The sequence below is a fragment of the Endozoicomonas sp. ALB032 genome, from assembly GCF_049310125.1.
Classification (GTDB): Bacteria; Pseudomonadota; Gammaproteobacteria; order Pseudomonadales; family Endozoicomonadaceae; genus Endozoicomonas_A.
The window spans coordinates 3,027,176-3,043,345 of sequence record NZ_JBLYNW010000001.1 but is presented as its reverse complement, the minus strand read 5'-3'; the positions used below and the strand labels follow the sequence as shown (position 1 = coordinate 3,043,345).

Annotated in this window: 8 protein-coding genes; 7 read left to right on the top strand and 1 reads right to left on the bottom strand. The window is 47.8% G+C overall.

Annotated elements, in window-relative coordinates:
- Positions 1 to 19 precede the first annotated feature (19 nt).
- Positions 20 to 304: a hypothetical protein gene (locus ACO6VG_RS11460; protein ID WP_422473954.1), complete on the bottom strand. Its 285-nt coding sequence runs from the start codon at positions 302 to 304 to the stop codon at positions 20 to 22.
- Positions 305 to 948: 644 nt separating this feature from the next.
- Here ACO6VG_RS11460 and ACO6VG_RS11455 point away from each other — a divergent pair.
- From ACO6VG_RS11455 to ACO6VG_RS11425, 7 genes are all read left to right on the top strand, one after another.
- Entirely contained in the window at positions 949 to 3,501 is a 2,553-nt protein-coding gene (locus tag ACO6VG_RS11455) for a hypothetical protein (RefSeq protein WP_422132383.1), read from the top strand.
- Positions 3,502 to 3,768: 267 nt separating this feature from the next.
- Positions 3,769 to 5,523, top strand: a complete 1,755-nt coding sequence (locus ACO6VG_RS11450; RefSeq protein WP_422473952.1) for a hypothetical protein — start codon at positions 3,769 to 3,771, stop codon at positions 5,521 to 5,523.
- A gap of 385 nt (positions 5,524 to 5,908) precedes the next feature.
- Positions 5,909 to 7,954 (top strand): hypothetical protein, encoded by a 2,046-nt coding sequence (locus ACO6VG_RS11445; RefSeq protein WP_422473950.1) that lies wholly within the window; start codon positions 5,909 to 5,911, stop codon positions 7,952 to 7,954.
- A gap of 469 nt (positions 7,955 to 8,423) precedes the next feature.
- Positions 8,424 to 9,956, top strand: coding sequence for a hypothetical protein (locus tag ACO6VG_RS11440; RefSeq protein ID WP_422473948.1), 1,533 nt, complete (start codon positions 8,424 to 8,426; stop codon positions 9,954 to 9,956).
- A 174-nt stretch (positions 9,957 to 10,130) separates the two neighbouring features.
- Positions 10,131 to 12,410: a hypothetical protein gene (locus tag ACO6VG_RS11435; protein ID WP_422473946.1), complete on the top strand. Its 2,280-nt coding sequence runs from the start codon at positions 10,131 to 10,133 to the stop codon at positions 12,408 to 12,410.
- A gap of 184 nt (positions 12,411 to 12,594) precedes the next feature.
- The gene (locus tag ACO6VG_RS11430; RefSeq protein ID WP_422473944.1) at positions 12,595 to 14,502 is read left to right on the top strand and encodes a hypothetical protein; all 1,908 of its coding nucleotides are present in this window, start codon (positions 12,595 to 12,597) and stop codon (positions 14,500 to 14,502) included.
- A 128-nt stretch (positions 14,503 to 14,630) separates the two neighbouring features.
- Entirely contained in the window at positions 14,631 to 16,058 is a 1,428-nt protein-coding gene (locus ACO6VG_RS11425) for a hypothetical protein (protein WP_422473942.1), read from the top strand.
- Positions 16,059 to 16,170 lie beyond the last annotated feature (112 nt).

Below are 16,170 nucleotides of genomic sequence, written 5' to 3'. Positions count from 1 at the left end.
AAACTTCAACAGCTCGTTCTCACGCTCTGAAGTCGTCATTCCCGCGAAGGCGGGAATCCAGCGCCAACGGTGGATCTCTGCCTTCTCGGGGATGACAAGGCCAGGGGGACACCGGGCAGTATGGTTCTGGTGGAGAGTCAGTGTGGATTCCCGCCTTCGCGGGAATGACGAGAATGAAGCCGGGAATGACGAGAATGAAGCCGGGAATGACGAGAATGAAGCCGGCAATGACGAGAATGAAGCCGGCAATGACGAGAATGAAGCCGACAATGACGAGAATGAAGCCGACAATGACGGGAGTCAACGCGTTCCCACGCCGGAGAGAGTTTTGCGACACCCTCTAAAGGACGGGGATTCCTACCACCAGACGGTCATGCCCGACCGCAGTGTATACCTTACCCAGTAGCGGCATACACCTTATTCGACAATCTGCTCTACCTTTCGGATTGTCTAGGCGACCCCGTTAACAAACACGGGCAGAAAGCGGAAGGTATTTTACTTCTCCTGTCAGGTAGCGTAATCGCAAAAAACACCTGACGGATAGCAAAGTAGCACAAGGGGCTTGCTTTGCAAGCCGAGCTTACATCCCCGTCCTCAAGAGGGTGTCGCAAAAGGGTATGGTCAGCAGGATATATCAAGATCGTCGTTCCCGCGCAGGCGGGAACCCACCACGAACAGTGGATCTCCGCCTTCGCGGAGATGACGGTTTGAAGCTTGAAGCGTTTTAATTGACCTTTTGCGACACCCTCTCAAAGTACGGGGTTTTACGCTCATTCGATAAGATATCGTCCGGTGCGGCCTCTGGTTTTTAACTGTGTTTTTTAACAAAGTGTCTTCGACAGAAAAACATACTTATATTCTTGATCTATCTTTCCTCTCTGTATATTGGAATGCAAGGATAGAATTATTAAACTCTCACTCTTTGCAGCACTGCTAATACTGCTAATATTGTCCTCTTTTGTCTGTCAGGCCGAACCATGGTCAGGAAGCTATATTGCTGAGTTTGAACAGGATGCAATTTCGCCAAACTGGAGTTTTTCCATTAAAAGTGACCTGCAAACATTGCCGGACAACCCGTTATATATTTCTGATACAAACGGCTATACAGGACCCGATTCGCCGCCTGATGACAAACGACAAGTAGCAGGTGGTTACGAGGTAAAAACGACCATCATTGAGTTAATTTCATGGCAGTACCTTTACGTTTCTCATCTAACAGTTGCTTACAAACTGATCCTGACCACCACCCCTTTGAGCTCCAAACTATATTCATGGCTACCTCTAGAATTAGCTGTCGTTGTCGGCTGGCTTTTAAAAAACTATTGGAGCCCCTATTCACAGCTGTTTAACCCGTTCGAACAACAGGCGGCAGTTATTTTGACACAGGGCGACTACCCGTTGGCAAACATCACTATTATGTTTGGCTCTGGACATAACCCTCCACAATACCAGCCGTCAGAATCATCTGGTCAGCGAGCCCCACAAACCTCCACCCAACCTACAGGCAATTTAACTGAACTCCTGCATTCTGGCTCTTTTGACGGCAACGGAGACCCTCAACAACTCCATCATACTCTGAGTTTGAATTGTTTTCTCTCTCCCTGTCATGGCGTTTGTGAATTTCGATCATCATCTGATAACCTCGGGCCTGCTGAATGGTGGCCCAACCCCGACGAAAGCCCGACAAGATACGCAAGAGTAGCACCCGGACAAAGTGCATGCCCCCATTTGGCTGATGGATACTGCTTTATTTGCATCAGTCAATTGGCTCCTTTAGATACTATAAATCCCCTACAAAGTTCACTATTCATAACAGCGAATGATTCCCCTGCCATTGAACCTCAAAACGACTATGGTCAACTGGTTAAGCCAGATACAAATCAGTCACAGATGCATGGCGCTGATAGCAGCCCTGCCAATAGCTACAACTTTACAGACGAACTTACCTCAGACTCAGTAACTATCGTGACGACCAATATCCCCCCCGCCGACAGGCAACTAATCTGTGACGTAACCATAACCGGGAAGGATGGCCAGCCGGTGACATGTGGAGTCATCTCCAAGAGGAAAAAGGCACTGTCAGTTCACAAAAGCAAATACCACTCCGGGCAAAAAGCCTGTGACGTGACCCTGGTTGGGGAGGATGGCCGTCGGCGGCCATGCGGGAGGCTCTGCAAGCATGCTGAAGACCTCTCGGATCACAAAAGAAGAGAGCACACCCTGCAACAAACCTGTTATGTCACCGTGATCGGTGTGGATGGTCTGCTGCGGACATGTGGGGCCATTTGTAAGAATGCCAAGTCTATGTCAGATCACAAAAGCAAAAACCACTCAGGGCAAAAAGCCTGTCAGGTCATGGTGATCGGGGACGACAGCCAGCTGCGGCCATGCGGGTTGGTCTTCAAATGTTTGAGAGCCCTGTCAGATCACAAAAGAAAAGAGCACAGCGGTGAAAAAATCTGTAATCTGACTCTGATCAGTGAAGATGGCCAACCGCAGCCATGTGCGTTTCCCTGCAAAAATGCCAAAGCTTTTGCAAATCACAAAACCAGATTCCATAGCACTGAGCACAACTGTGACTTTACAGTGTCCGACGAAGACGGCCAGCAGCGACCATGCGAAAAATTCTTCAAAAATAGTAAAGCCCTGAAGAGTCACAAGAGAAACGTTCACAGCAATCAACAAATCTGTGACGAAACCGTTATCGGGCAGGATGGCCAGCTGCGGCCCTGCGAAATGGTGTGCAAGAATCTTCTAGCCCTGAAATACCACAATAAAAAAGACCATAGCGGGCAACAAATATGTAAGGTTGGCGTGTTCACAAAGGATGGCCAGCAGCGGTCATGTGGATTTGTCTGTAAGAATACTCAAGCCCTTCGGTATCACAAATACAGAGACCACACAGGGCAACAAACCTGCAGTGCAATAGTGTTCGCAGAAGATGGTCAGAAACGGCCATGTGGAAAGGTCTGCAAGAACGCTCAAGCCCTGCGAAATCACCATAGAAGCGACCACACCAAACCAAAAGTTTGTTTCTATGAAGTCGTTGACGAACAGAGTCAGCGCCAGTCATGCGGGAGGGTTTGCAAAAGTGCTATAGACCTTGTAAATCACAAAAGAACAGCCCACAGTGGGCAGGCGATATGTGACGCAAATATAGTTGGCAAGGATGGCCAGCAGCGGCTATGCGGAAGGACCTTCAATAATATTCAAAACCTTTCGGTGCACAAAAGCAGATTCCACGGCACGCAAAAAATCTGTTACTCGACAGTGGTCGGAGAGGATGGCCAGCCGCGACCATGCGGAAAGACATTAAAAAATTCTAAAGGCCTGTCGAATCACCGAATGAAAGAACATTCCGGAGAACAAACCTGCAAAATAGCAGTACACGGGGAGGATGGTCAGCCGAGTCCATGTGGAAAGGTCTGTAAGAATGCTATGGCCCTGTCTTATCACAAAAGAGTACATCGAAAACGCAAGCCTGATGATGGGGACAAGTAAATATCTCCATCTTATCCCTACCCTGTCATTCTTTTGACCTACTTTCCTATCTGTATACGAGAAAGTAAGGATAGAATCATTAAACACTCTCTCTATCTGACCCTGCTATTGCTTTCATTGTCTGTCGTCTGTCAGGCCAAACCGTTGACAAGTCGTTTTATAGTTGAGCTTCAACAAAGCACAGGTTATCCAAACCAGAACTTTTCTATGAGGCGAGACCTGAATACATCGTCGGGGAACCCGTCACAGAGAACGTATGATTACGAGGTGAAAACAACCATTATTGAGTCGATTTCGTGGCAATTGCGCTATGCCACGAATCTGCTGATTGCATACCAACTGATCCTGATCTCCAAGTACTCTCCCGCATGCACCATGTCTCATTTGTGGCTATCTCTGGACGCCATTGTGATTGTCAATTGGCTTTTGAAAAGCAGTTGGAACCCCGATTCACCGCTGTTTAATCCGATTGAACAACAGGTGACATCTATGTTGACACAGAGGAGTCAACCGTTTGCGATCATGAAAATGATTTTTGGCTCCGAGCATCACCAACAACCCTACCAGCCATCAAAATCATCGGAGCAGCACGCCCCGGAAGCCACCAGGCACTCTGAAGGCTCTGTCATTAGCCCTCTGCAACCTGGCTCTGGCGGCGGTGGCGAAGGCCCTCAACAACATTTGCACACTTTAGGTTTAAATTGTTTTGTTTATCCCTGTAATGGAATTTGTCAATTCCGACTGTCACCCGATAATACCGGGACCGCTGAGTTACACTGTGAGCGGCCCTTCATGCCAATACAGATTCCAGAGACAATAACAGGAATGCAAATCTCTCAAACAGAAGCATCACCCGAACAAGGCTTATGCCCACATTTGACTCAAGGATACTGTTTTCATTGCATGATTGAGTCTGATTCTTCAGAAGCTATACTTCGCGAACAAAACCAGCTTACAGAAATATTGAATAATTTCCCTGATGATATTCAGCTCCTGTGCGATTCTGATGAACTATTTCAGCCATATGATATTGATGGCAGCCCTCTGGGAGGATTGACCATAGACTCAATAAGCGCTGAGGCAGCCTGTGCAAACGATCCTGCCGGGCGACCAACCTGCAACCTGGCACTGGCTGGGGTGGTTGACCAACTGAGACCTAACGGAAGAGTTTACAACAAAGTTCAATCCCTGACGTATCATAAAAAAAGAGCCCTCTCCGGTGAAATAACCTGTGAGGTGACTGTGGTCGGAAAGGATGGCCGACCACAGCCGTGCGGGAAACTCTGCAAAAATGCCCCATCTCTCTGGTCTCACAAAAGTAAAATCCACAGTGGGCAAAAAATCTGTGATGCGACCGTGGTCGGTGAGAATGGCCAGCCGGGTCCATGCAGGAAAGTCTGCAAGAATGCTGCAATTCTGGCGACTCACAAATACAAAACCCATGGAAGGCAAAAAAACTTTGAAATGACCATGATCGGGGAGAATGGCCAGCTGCGTCCACGCAAGAAGACCTTCAAGAATGTCAGAATCCTGAGGGATCACAAAAACAGAGAGCGCGAAAGGCAACAAATTTGTGATGTGACAGTGGTCGGAAAGGAAGATCAGCAGCAGCCATGCGGCAAGGCCTTTAAGACTATTAGAGTCCTTTTGGATCACAAAAGAAGAGATCACTCCGGGCAAAAAACCTGTGACGCGACCACGGTCGGGAAGGACGGCCAGCGGCAGCCATGCGGAAGAGTCTGCAAGAGTCAAAGAAGCCTGACGGATCACAAAAGAAGAGACCACACCGGGCAGAAAATCTGTCAGGTAACCGTGATCAGGGAAAATGGCCAGCTGCACCTATGCGGGAAAATCTGCAAGAGTGCTCAAGCCCTCTCAGAACACAAAAGAAGGGATCATACCGGACAGCAAATCTGTGACGAAACAGTGATCACAGAGGATGGCCAGCTGCAACCATGCGGAAAGACCTGCAAGAATGCTGAAGCCCTGACGAATCACAAAAGAATACATCGAAAGTACTAGGAGGCCGACCGAGAATAGCGCCCGTAGCGAGGACGGCAGAAAATTGAGGATGAAAATTCGGTTTTGTGAGGAGAATAGCGAGCTATTTGACGAACAAAAGCGGATTTTTAGACCAATTTGCTGCCGCCGCAGTAGGGCAGTCTATTCTCGGTCGGCCTCCTAGGAGCCTGTTGATGCAGACAAGGGGAAACGCCTCAGACTTCGAGAAAGTAAAATGAATAAGTAACGACAGAGCCGCTTTATGACGTTTACCTGGTCAAACTTTGATTTTTAACAAAAGGCCTTTAACAGAAAAACACCCTTATTTTCTTGATCTATCCTTCCTCTCTGTAAGCCAGAAAGCAGGGATAAAATTATTGAACACTCACTCTTTACGTTACTTCTGTTGCTGCCACTTTCATTGCCTGACACTGGCCAGACCGGACCATTGTCAGAACCTTATATTGTGGAGTTTCAACAAAGCTCAGGCTCTCCAAGTTACGACTTTTCCATGACACCAGATCGACGCACATTATCGGTCAACTTGTCAGACAGTGACCAAACACACGACTATGCCGAATCAGATTCACCACCGGATAACAAACGATACAGACCTGACGTTTACAGGATAAACACGGCCCTCTTTGTGTCGATTTCCTGGCAGTTTCTTTACGCTACGAATCTGCTGGTCGCTTACGAACTGACCCTGGGCAGCAGAGATGCCCCTCTAATCGCCCCCCCCTGTTCATGGTTACCTGTAGAAGCCGTTGTCAGTGTCGGTTGGCTTTTACAAAGCTATTGGAACCCGGATTTACCGCTGTTTAACCCGATCGCACGGCAGTCAACGTCTATGTTGACACGGGGGAATCCCCCGTATACTGCCATCACAATTACGTTCAGCTCCGGGGATAACCAACAGCAGCAACAGCAGCACCAACAATATCAATCATCAGAATCCTATGGCCAGCAAGCCCCACTGATATCTACCCACTCTGCAGGCTCTATCAGTGGCACTCTTTACTCTGGCTCTGGTGGCGGTGACGAAGACCCCGAACAACATCAACATACTTTAGATTTAAATTGTTACTTCAATTTCTGTCATGGCGTTTGTCAGCACCGACCCTCATTCGACAGCACAGAGTTCGCTGAATCGCCGCTGAATTTTACGGAGATTTCAATTGGCCACACAGGAGATATGCTCCAACAAAGCTTTTTATCTGATTTGTTGAATAGACACTGCCATAGTTGCATAGGTCATTTTAATTCTGTGAGCGCTACAGATTCTCAAGTTGAGCCGATTTTCGAAACATTGAATAATCTCTTTGACACTGAAATCCTGGGCTACGGGCAATCATCTCAGCTACAGACTCAGAACATGGATGACAAACTATTCAATAGCTTCAGTCTCTCAGAGTGGGCTGCCTCAGACGGGGTTAACTATACAACTGACGCCAGTGTGTCACTGAACGATGACGTGCAAATATCCGGGAATTTGCCTTCCACGGATAATGATTTTTTAGTCATCAATGGTTCACCCTCTGCACAGTGCCTTCTCGAACAGCACGAGGTTTTCCTTACAATGGGCCATTCAGAAACACAGCAGACAACCACTGAATCATCCCTTTTGGATCAGCGCCAACCTCATCTTTACCAGACAGCAACATTAACAAGCCTGTTGGATCAAAAAAGCAACAACCGTGCCAGACAATCAACCTGCAAAGTAAACGTGATCGGGGAGGATGGCCAACATTGGCCATGCGGGAAGGTCTGCAAAGATAATCAAGCCCTGTCGAAACACAAAAGAAAAGACCACAGCGGACAACAAACCTGTGGTGTGACAGTCATCGGGGAAGACGGCCAGCCAAGGCCATGCGGGAAAGTCAGCAAGAATACTAAAGCCCTGTCATCTCACAAAAGCAGAGACCACTCCGGGCAAAAAACCTGTTACGTGACAGTCACCGGGGAGGATGGCCAGTTGCGGCCATGTGGAAGGGTCTTAATGAGCGCTCGAGGGCTGACAGATCACAAAATAAAAGACCACAGCAAGCAAAAAACCTGTGTCATGACAGTGATCCGTGAAGATGGTTCGCCAAAACCCTGCGGGGTCATCTGCAAAAACGCCAAAAGCTATTATGATCACAAAAGATTCGCCCACAGCGGGCCGAAAACCTGTGACTTACCCGTGGTCGGGAAGGATGGTCAGCCGCAGCCATGCGGGAAGATCTGCAACAATGCTCAAGCCTTGTCGATCCATAAACTCAGAACCCACAGCGGGAAAAAAACCTGTGAAGTGAAAATAGTCGCAGAGGATGGACAGCTGCAACCATGCGGAAAAGCCTGCAAGAATGCTGGTGCGCTGAATGAACACAAAAGAGCACATAGAAAACGCAAGCCTGTTGATGTTAAACCGGACAATGACTTGAGTCGTCAAGAAACTAAAGTGAACAAGTAACGATCTGACTCCAGTCCTGTCAGAAGCTTTTCAAGAGGAGGCCTTTGACGGAAAAACGTGCTTATTTTCTTGATCTATCCTTCCTATCTGTAGACCTGAACGCAGGGATAGAATTATTAAACACTCACTCTTTTCGGCATCGCTTTTTCTGCTACTGTCGCTGTCTGTCGTTTGTCAGGCAAGACCATGGACAGGACGTTTTACAGAACCGGATCAGCCGCCTGATTACGAACGCTACGGAGCGGGTTATCAGGCAAAAGCCACGATCATTGAGTCGGCTTCCTGGCAATGGCTTTACGCCAGTGACCTGCCGATTGCTTATGGTCTGATCCTGACCACCAACGACGCTTCTCTTCGCTCAACCCCTTATTCATGGCTACCTGTAAAAATGGTTGTTGCTGTCTGCTGGCTTTTAAAAAGCTATTGGAACTCCGATTTACGACTGTTTAACCTCATTGAACAAAAAAAGATGAGTCAAAATCCCCCGTTTGTGATCACCCTTATGATGCCTGGCCCTGGACATAACCAACAACGATACCCGCCATCAAAATCATCTGGCCAGCCAGCCCAACAAGCAATTAATCACCCTACAGGCTCTTTCATTAGCCCTCTGTATTATGGCTCTGGTGGCAGTAACGGAGGCTCTCAACATCATCAACATACTTTGGGTTTAAATTGTTTCGCCTATCCATGTCATGGTGTTTGCATATTCCTGTCATCATCCTTTAGCAGCGAGCCCGCCGAATGGCCGCTGAACTCTGAAGGCAGTTCGACAGACCAAACAGGATCACTCAATGATGATGTGACTAGGCCCGGGCAAATGTTTGTCAACGTTGATGACGTGGTTATAATCAACGGGCTACTCAAACTGCAAAGTCGGAGCCTTCCCGGAGCGACCGGGATTTCCTGTATGCTTACCCGCTCTTTCCCCCCGATGGAGACTTCAGAAACAAACCAGACAACAACAGCATCATCCCAATGGGATCAGAGCACACCTCATCTTTCCCAGTCACCCCCAACAGCAGTAGCTATATTCACGACATCAAACCAAAGAACCTCAAAAACGGGAACGCTTGGATTGACAGGAATTTCACCTTCGGATTGTCTTCCCTCCGAAGAAACTAGACATTGCCAACAAACCCTGTCGAATCACAAAAGAAGAGACCCCTGCGGGCAACGAATCTGTGTCATGACATTGGTCGGAGATGACGGTCAGCCGCATCCATGCGGGAAGGCCTTCAACAATGCTCAAGCCCTGTATGATCACAAAAAAAGAAGCCACACAGAGCAACAAACCTGTATCTTGACAGTGGTCGGAGAGGATGGTCAGCAGCGGCCATGCGGGAAAGCCTGCAAGAATGCTCGCGCTATGACGGACCACAAAAGAAGGGTTCACACCGGGCAAAAAACCTGTGAGGTAACCGTGGTCGGGGAGGATGGTCAGCAACAGCCATGTGGTATAGCCTGTAAAAATGTTAAAACCCTGTCGGATCACAAAATAAGACACCACACCGGGCAACAGACCTGTTACGTGCCCCTGGTTGAGGAGGATGGTCAGCAGCGGCCATGCAGGGCGGTATGCAAGAATGCCCGAGCCCTGACGGTTCACAAAAGCAGAGTGCACAGCGGGCAAAAAACCTGTGTCGTGTTATTAGTCGGAGAGGATGGTCAGCAACGACAATGCGGGAAGATCTGCAAGAATACTCAAGTCCTGATGGATCACAAGAGAAGAGACCACACCGGACAACAAAACTGTGAGCTGACTCTGCTCGGAGAGAATGGTCAGCAACGACAATGCGGAAAAGTCTGCAAGAATGCTCAAGCACTGAAGGATCACAAGAGAAGAGACCACACCGGACAAAAAATCTGTGACTTTACCGTGGTCGGGTTGAATGGAGTGAAGCAGCCATGCGGAAAAGTCTGCTGGAGTACCAGCGCTCTATCGAACCATAAAAGAGAACATCGAAAACGCAAACCTGTTGATGTAGATCAGGACGATTGATCTGCTACCCGCCATTTCATAAGGTTTTACCCGGTGCCATCTTTGGTCCAGGTTTTTTTACGGTAGTTCCCTGACAAAAAAGCACACCTATTTTCTTGATCTATCCTTCCACTCTGTAGACCAGAATGCAGGGATGGAATTATTAAACACTCACTTTTTGCAATACCTCTGTTGATGATACTCTCGTGTTTTGTTGTCTGTCAGGCTGATCCATGGACAGAACCGTTTATTATCAGGTTTGAACAAAATAAAGGTTCTCCACTACGGAACTTTTCTATAAAGCTTGACCGTCAAACATTGCCGGGAAGTCCCTCAGACATTGCCCACACAAATGGCTATACAGAATCAGATTCTCTGCCTGATGAAAAACGACAAAGACCTGGTGATTATGGAGTAAAAAAGGCCATCATTGAGTCGATTTCATGGCAATGTCTTCACGCCAGTCATCTTCTGGTCGGTTATCAGCTGATCCTGACTAACAAAAACACACCTTCAGACTCTATCTCTTATTCATGGCTACCTGCAGAAGTGGTTGTCGCTATCGATTGGCTTTTAAAAAGCTATTGGAACCGGGACTCACCGCTGCTTAACCCGTTTGAACAACAGGAGGCGACATGTATGTTGACACAGAGGTACCAACCGTTTTCAGCCATCACTATGACGTTTGGCTCCAGAGATAATCAACAACAATATCAGCTATCAGAATCATCGGAACAGCCAGCTTCACAAGCCAGCCACCAGTCTACAGGCGATTTAAACAGTCTCCAGTACTCTAACTCTGGCGACGGTAACAAAAGTCCGGAACAAAACCTGCATACCTTGGGTTTAAATTGTTTTGTTCATCCCTGTCGTGGCGTATGTAAACTCCAACAATCATCCGATAGCAAGGAGCGAGCTGAATTACACTTTGGGGAGACCTCTGCCCCGATAAAGACTTCGGATGCAATGACAGAAAAACAAGCCGCTGAACCAGAAACAATACCCGGACAAAGACTGTTTACTCATTTGGAGAATAGACACTACCTCAGTTGCATAGGCCATTCTGATTCTGTAAAAGCTACACATTCCGAACAAAAATCACTGTTCAAACTATGGAATGATTTTTCTGACATTTACCCGCCATTTTATAGTGACCAATTATTTGAGCCACAGCCGCATGACATTAATGGTCATCTGGCCAATAGCATTAACTCTTTAGACGGGGTCGCCTCAGACGGGGTCGCCTCAGACGAGTTCACCTCAGACGAAGGCGCCCTGGAAGGAGCCTCCTTCGACGAGGTATCCATAGACTCAATGGGTACTGTGGCTGCTTTTAGCACATTCCCCGCCGGGTCACTCAACCATGAAATGTCAATATCCGGAAATTGGTCTTCCATCACTAATGAATTTTCGGTCATTGACAGTCCATTTGGACCAGATCGTTTTCTCGAAGAAAACATTTTTCCCCCTACATTTATCAAGTTCTCCCCCCTGAAAGGAGCTTCAGAAACACAACAAAACACCACTGAATCATCTCATTCGGTTCAGAGCCAACCTCATCTTTCCTGGACAGGCGTAGAAGGGGCCGATAACAAAAGCAAAATCAACACCGGGCAAAAAACCTGCAACGTGAACGTGGTCGGGGAGGATGGCAAGCAGAGGCCTTGTGGATCAGTCTTCAAGAATGCTAAATCGCTGTCATCTCACAAGCACAGATACCACACCGAGCAAAGAATTTGTAACTTGACTGTAATCAGTAAGAAGGGGCAGAAACAGCCATGTGGGAAGATCTGCAAAAATACTGGAAGCCTGTTGGATCACAAAAATAGAGTCCACAGTGGGCAACAAACTTGCGGCCTGACCCTGGTCAGGGAAGACGGCCAGTCACAGCCATGCGGGGTGGTCTTAAAAAATGCAAATGCTCTGGCGAATCACAAAAAAAGAGACCACACCGGGCAACAAATCTGTCACGCAATAGTGACCGGGAAAGACGGCCAACAGCGACCATGCGGGAAGACCTGCAAGAATGTAAAGGCCTTCTACATTCACAAAAGCAATTACCACGGCGGGCAGCAAGCCTGTGGCTTGACGGCGGTCTCAGAAGATGGCCAACAGCGGCCATGCGGGATAGTCTGCAAGAATCCTCATGCCCTTGCGGTTCACAAAAGAATTGCCCACACCGGGCAACAAAGCTGTGATGCAAAAGTAGTCGGGAAAAATGGCCAACCAAGGCTATGTGGGATCATCTTCAAGAATTTCAATTCTTTGTCATCTCACAAATCGAGAATCCACAGCGGGCATCAAACCTGTGACGTGACCGTCGTCGGCAAGGATGGTCGGCCGGGACCATGCGGGAAGATCTGCAAGAATGCTGGCGTCCTGTCGAATCACAAAATAAAACATCGAAAACGCAAGCCTGTTGATATGGACCAGGACAATGACCCCGATCATCCATCAGGTAAAGAGAAAAAGTAACGACCAGTAAAGCGTTTCAATGAAGTTTCACCCGTTACAACCTTTGGTTTTTAACAAAGTTTATTTAACAGTGGGTCTTTAAAGGAAATTCTTTGACAGAAAAGCACGCTCATTTTCTTGATCTATCCTTCCTCTCTGAAGACCAGAATGCAAGGATAGAATTATTAAATGCTCACTGTTTGCAATGACTCTTTTGATATCACTGTCGTTTTTTGTTGTCTGTCAGGCTGATCCATGGACAGGACGATTTATTATCGAGTTTGAACTAAATTCAGGTTTTCCAAACCGCAGCTTTTCTGACCAACACAGATTACCGGTCAACCCATCAGACATCGCCGAAAAAAAAGACTATACGGAATCCGATTCGCTTTCTGATATCAAACGACAGCAAACTTACATTTGCAGAGAAAAAACGACCTTCATCAAGTTCATTTCGTGGCAATGGCTTTACGCCACTCACCTGATGGTTGCTTATGGGCTGACCCTGAGCACCAGATATGCTCCTTCAAGCTTCATTTGTTACTCATGGCTACCTGTAGAAGTGATTGTCGCTGGCGGCTGGCTTTTAAAAAGCTATTGGAAACCGGATTCATCGCCGTTTTATCCTTTTGCACGACAAGTGTTATCTATATTGACACAGGAGGATCAATGTTTGGCGATCATCACCATGATGCCTGGCTATGGACGTAACCAACAACAAGGTCAACCATCAGGATCATCTGACCAGCAAGCCCCCCAAACATATACTCATCCTTTAGTCCATCTGACCAGTCTTTTGTTTTCCAACTTTGGCGATGGTAACCAGGGCCCTCAACAACACCAACATACGTTGGATTCGAATTGTTTCATCCATCCCTGTCATGGCCTATGCAGATTCCGACCATTGTCCGATTCGTCCAACAACGGAACTCTGAACTCCTTAAAGAGTTCGACTGGGCACACAGAGGCAACACCCAGACAAGACTCATGCCCGCATTTTGCCGATACAACCGCCTCTGCCGGGAAAGTAGTCTGCAATGTGATTATGGTCAGGCAGGATGGCCAGCTAAGGCAATGCGGGACGGCCGTTAAGAATGCCAAAGCCCTCATGTCTCACAAAAGCGGATACCATACCGGGAAAAAAAACTGTGACATGCCCCTGATCGGTGAGGATGGCAGGCAGCGACCATGCGGGAAGCTCTGTAAGAATGCTCACGCCCTGTCATGTCATAAAAACAGATACCACTGCGGGCAAAAAACCTGTGATGTGAATCTGGTCGGTGAGAATGGCCAGTTGCAGCCATGCGGGAAGGCCTGCATTAATTCTAAAACCCTGAAAGAACACAAAAGAAGAGACCACAGCATGCAACAAACCTGTGTCGCGATCATGGTCGGGGAGGATGGCCAGCAGCGGCCATGCGGGAAGACTTTCAAGAATATAGAAACCCTCTACTCTCACAAGAGCAAATACCACAGCGGGCAAAGAGCCTGTGACGAAACAGTAGTCGGAAAGAATGGCCAACAGCAGCGATGCGGGAAGACCTTCAAGAATGCACAAACCCTCTACACTCACAAAAACAATTACCACAGCGAGCAGCAAACCTGTTGCCTGACCGTGGTCGGGGAGGATGGGCAGGAGCAACAATGCAGCAAGGTCTGCAGGAATGCTAAAGCCCTCTCGAATCACAAAAGAAGAGACCATACAGGACAACAAACCTGTGATAAAACCCTGGTCTCAGAAGATGGCCAACAGCGACCATGCGCAAAGGTCTGCAGGAATTTTGGAGCCCTGCAGGCTCACAAAAGAAGAGCCCACACCGGTCTACAAACCTGCGACACTACACTAATCGGAAAGGATGGCCAAGCAAGACCCTGCGGGGTAAATTTCAAAAATCTTCAATCTCTTTTATCTCACAAAAACAGATACCACACTCGGGAAAAAACCTGTGACATGACCGTCGTCGGGAAGAATGGCCTGCAGCGCCCATGCAGGAAGGTCTGCAAGAATGCAGGATCCCTGTCGGATCACAAAAGAAGACATCGAAAACGCAAGCCTGTTGATGTGGACCAGGGCGATGACCTCAGTCATCCAGAAAGTAAAAAGAAAAAGTAACGACCAGTACATGGCTTCAATTAGGTTTACCGGGTGCAAGCTTATTTTCTTGGGCTATCCTTCCTCTCTGTAAACCAAAATGCAGGGATAGAATTATTAAACGCTCGCTCTTTGCTCTGACACTATTGATGGTATTACCGGTTTCTTTCGTCTGTCAGGCTGAACCATGGACAGGACATTTTATTATCGAGCTTGAACAGAATTCAGGTTTTCCAAACCCGAGTTTTTCTATCAAGCGCGATCAACTCACATTATCTGGAAACCCGCCAGACATCACCGACACAAACGACTATGCAAAATCCGATTCGCCGCCTGATGACAAACGACACATACCTGACGATTATCAGGTAAAAACGACCCTCATTGAGTCGATCTTCTGGCAATGGCTCCACGCTGCCAAGCTGCTGATTGCCTACGAACTGATCCTGACTACCAGAGACGCTCCTCCAGGCTCAAAACGGCTACCTGTAGAAGTGGTTGTCGCTGTCGGCTGGCTTTTAAAAAGCTACTGCCCCCCCTGTTCACCGCTGTTTAATCCAATTAAACTGCAAGCGGTATCTATGTTGAAACAGGATGAGCTCCCGCTTGCAATCACCATTACGATGCCTGGCTATAAACATGAACAGCAAGGTCAACCATCTGAATCATCTGACCAGCAAGCTCCCGAAACACCTGCCCGCCCTTCAGGTTATTTCTCCAGTCATCTGTCTTCTGATTATGGCGACGGTAACGAAAGTCCTCGACAACACCAACATACGTTGGATTTAAATTGTTTCGTTCATCCGTGTTATGGTCTATGCAGATTCCGACCTCCATCGGACAGCGGAGCGCTGAATTCCGTGGAGAGTTTGATTTGCCAAATAGAATCAGCACTCAGACAAGGGCCATGCCCTCATTTTGCCAATAAAAACTGCTATCGTTGCAATTTAATGGATGGGGTCGCCTCAGACGGGGTCGCCTTAGACGGGGCTACCTCAGACGGAGTCGCCATAAAATCAATGGGTGCAGTGGCAACCCATACAAACGCCTCTGCCGGGAATGCATTCTGCAACATGATGGTGATCAAGCAGGATGACCCGCTGCAGCAATGCGGGATGATCCGCAGGAATGCTAAAACCCTTTCGGATCACAAAACAATAGACCACGCCGGGCAACAAACCTGTGATATGACCCTGGTCTCAAAAAATGGCCAACAGCGGCCATGCGGGAAGGTCTTCGCGAATCCTGCCAGCCTGAGGGTTCACAAAAGAGGTGCTCACACTGGTCAACAAACCTGTAACGTAACAGTGGTCGGGAAAAATGGCCAACAGAGGCTATGCGGGGTAGTACTCAAAAATCTTCAATCTCTGTCATCTCACAAATCCAGAATCCACAGAGGGCAACAAATCTGTGATGTGACCGTGGTCGGGAAGGATGGCGAGCGGCGACTATGCAGGAAGGTCTGCAAAAATGCCGGAGTCCTGGCGAATCACAAAAGAAAACATCGAAAACGCGAGCCTGTTAACTTTGAACAGGAGGATGACCTCTGTCCTCCGAAAGGTAAGAAGAGAAAGTAACGACCAGTATGGCTTCAATGTGGTTTTACCACGTGCAACCTTTGATTTTTAACAGCGTTTTTTAAAAAAAAGTTCTTTGACAGAAAAGCAAGCTAATTTTCTTGATCTATCC

Coding starts and splice junctions, on each gene's coding strand:
- ACO6VG_RS11440 (WP_422473948.1), top strand. CDS start 8,424: ATGAGTCAAAATCCCCCGTTTGTGATCACCCTTATGATGCCTGGCCCT.
- ACO6VG_RS11435 (WP_422473946.1), top strand. CDS start 10,131: ATGATACTCTCGTGTTTTGTTGTCTGTCAGGCTGATCCATGGACAGAA.
- ACO6VG_RS11430 (WP_422473944.1), top strand. CDS start 12,595: ATGACTCTTTTGATATCACTGTCGTTTTTTGTTGTCTGTCAGGCTGAT.
- ACO6VG_RS11425 (WP_422473942.1), top strand. CDS start 14,631: ATGGTATTACCGGTTTCTTTCGTCTGTCAGGCTGAACCATGGACAGGA.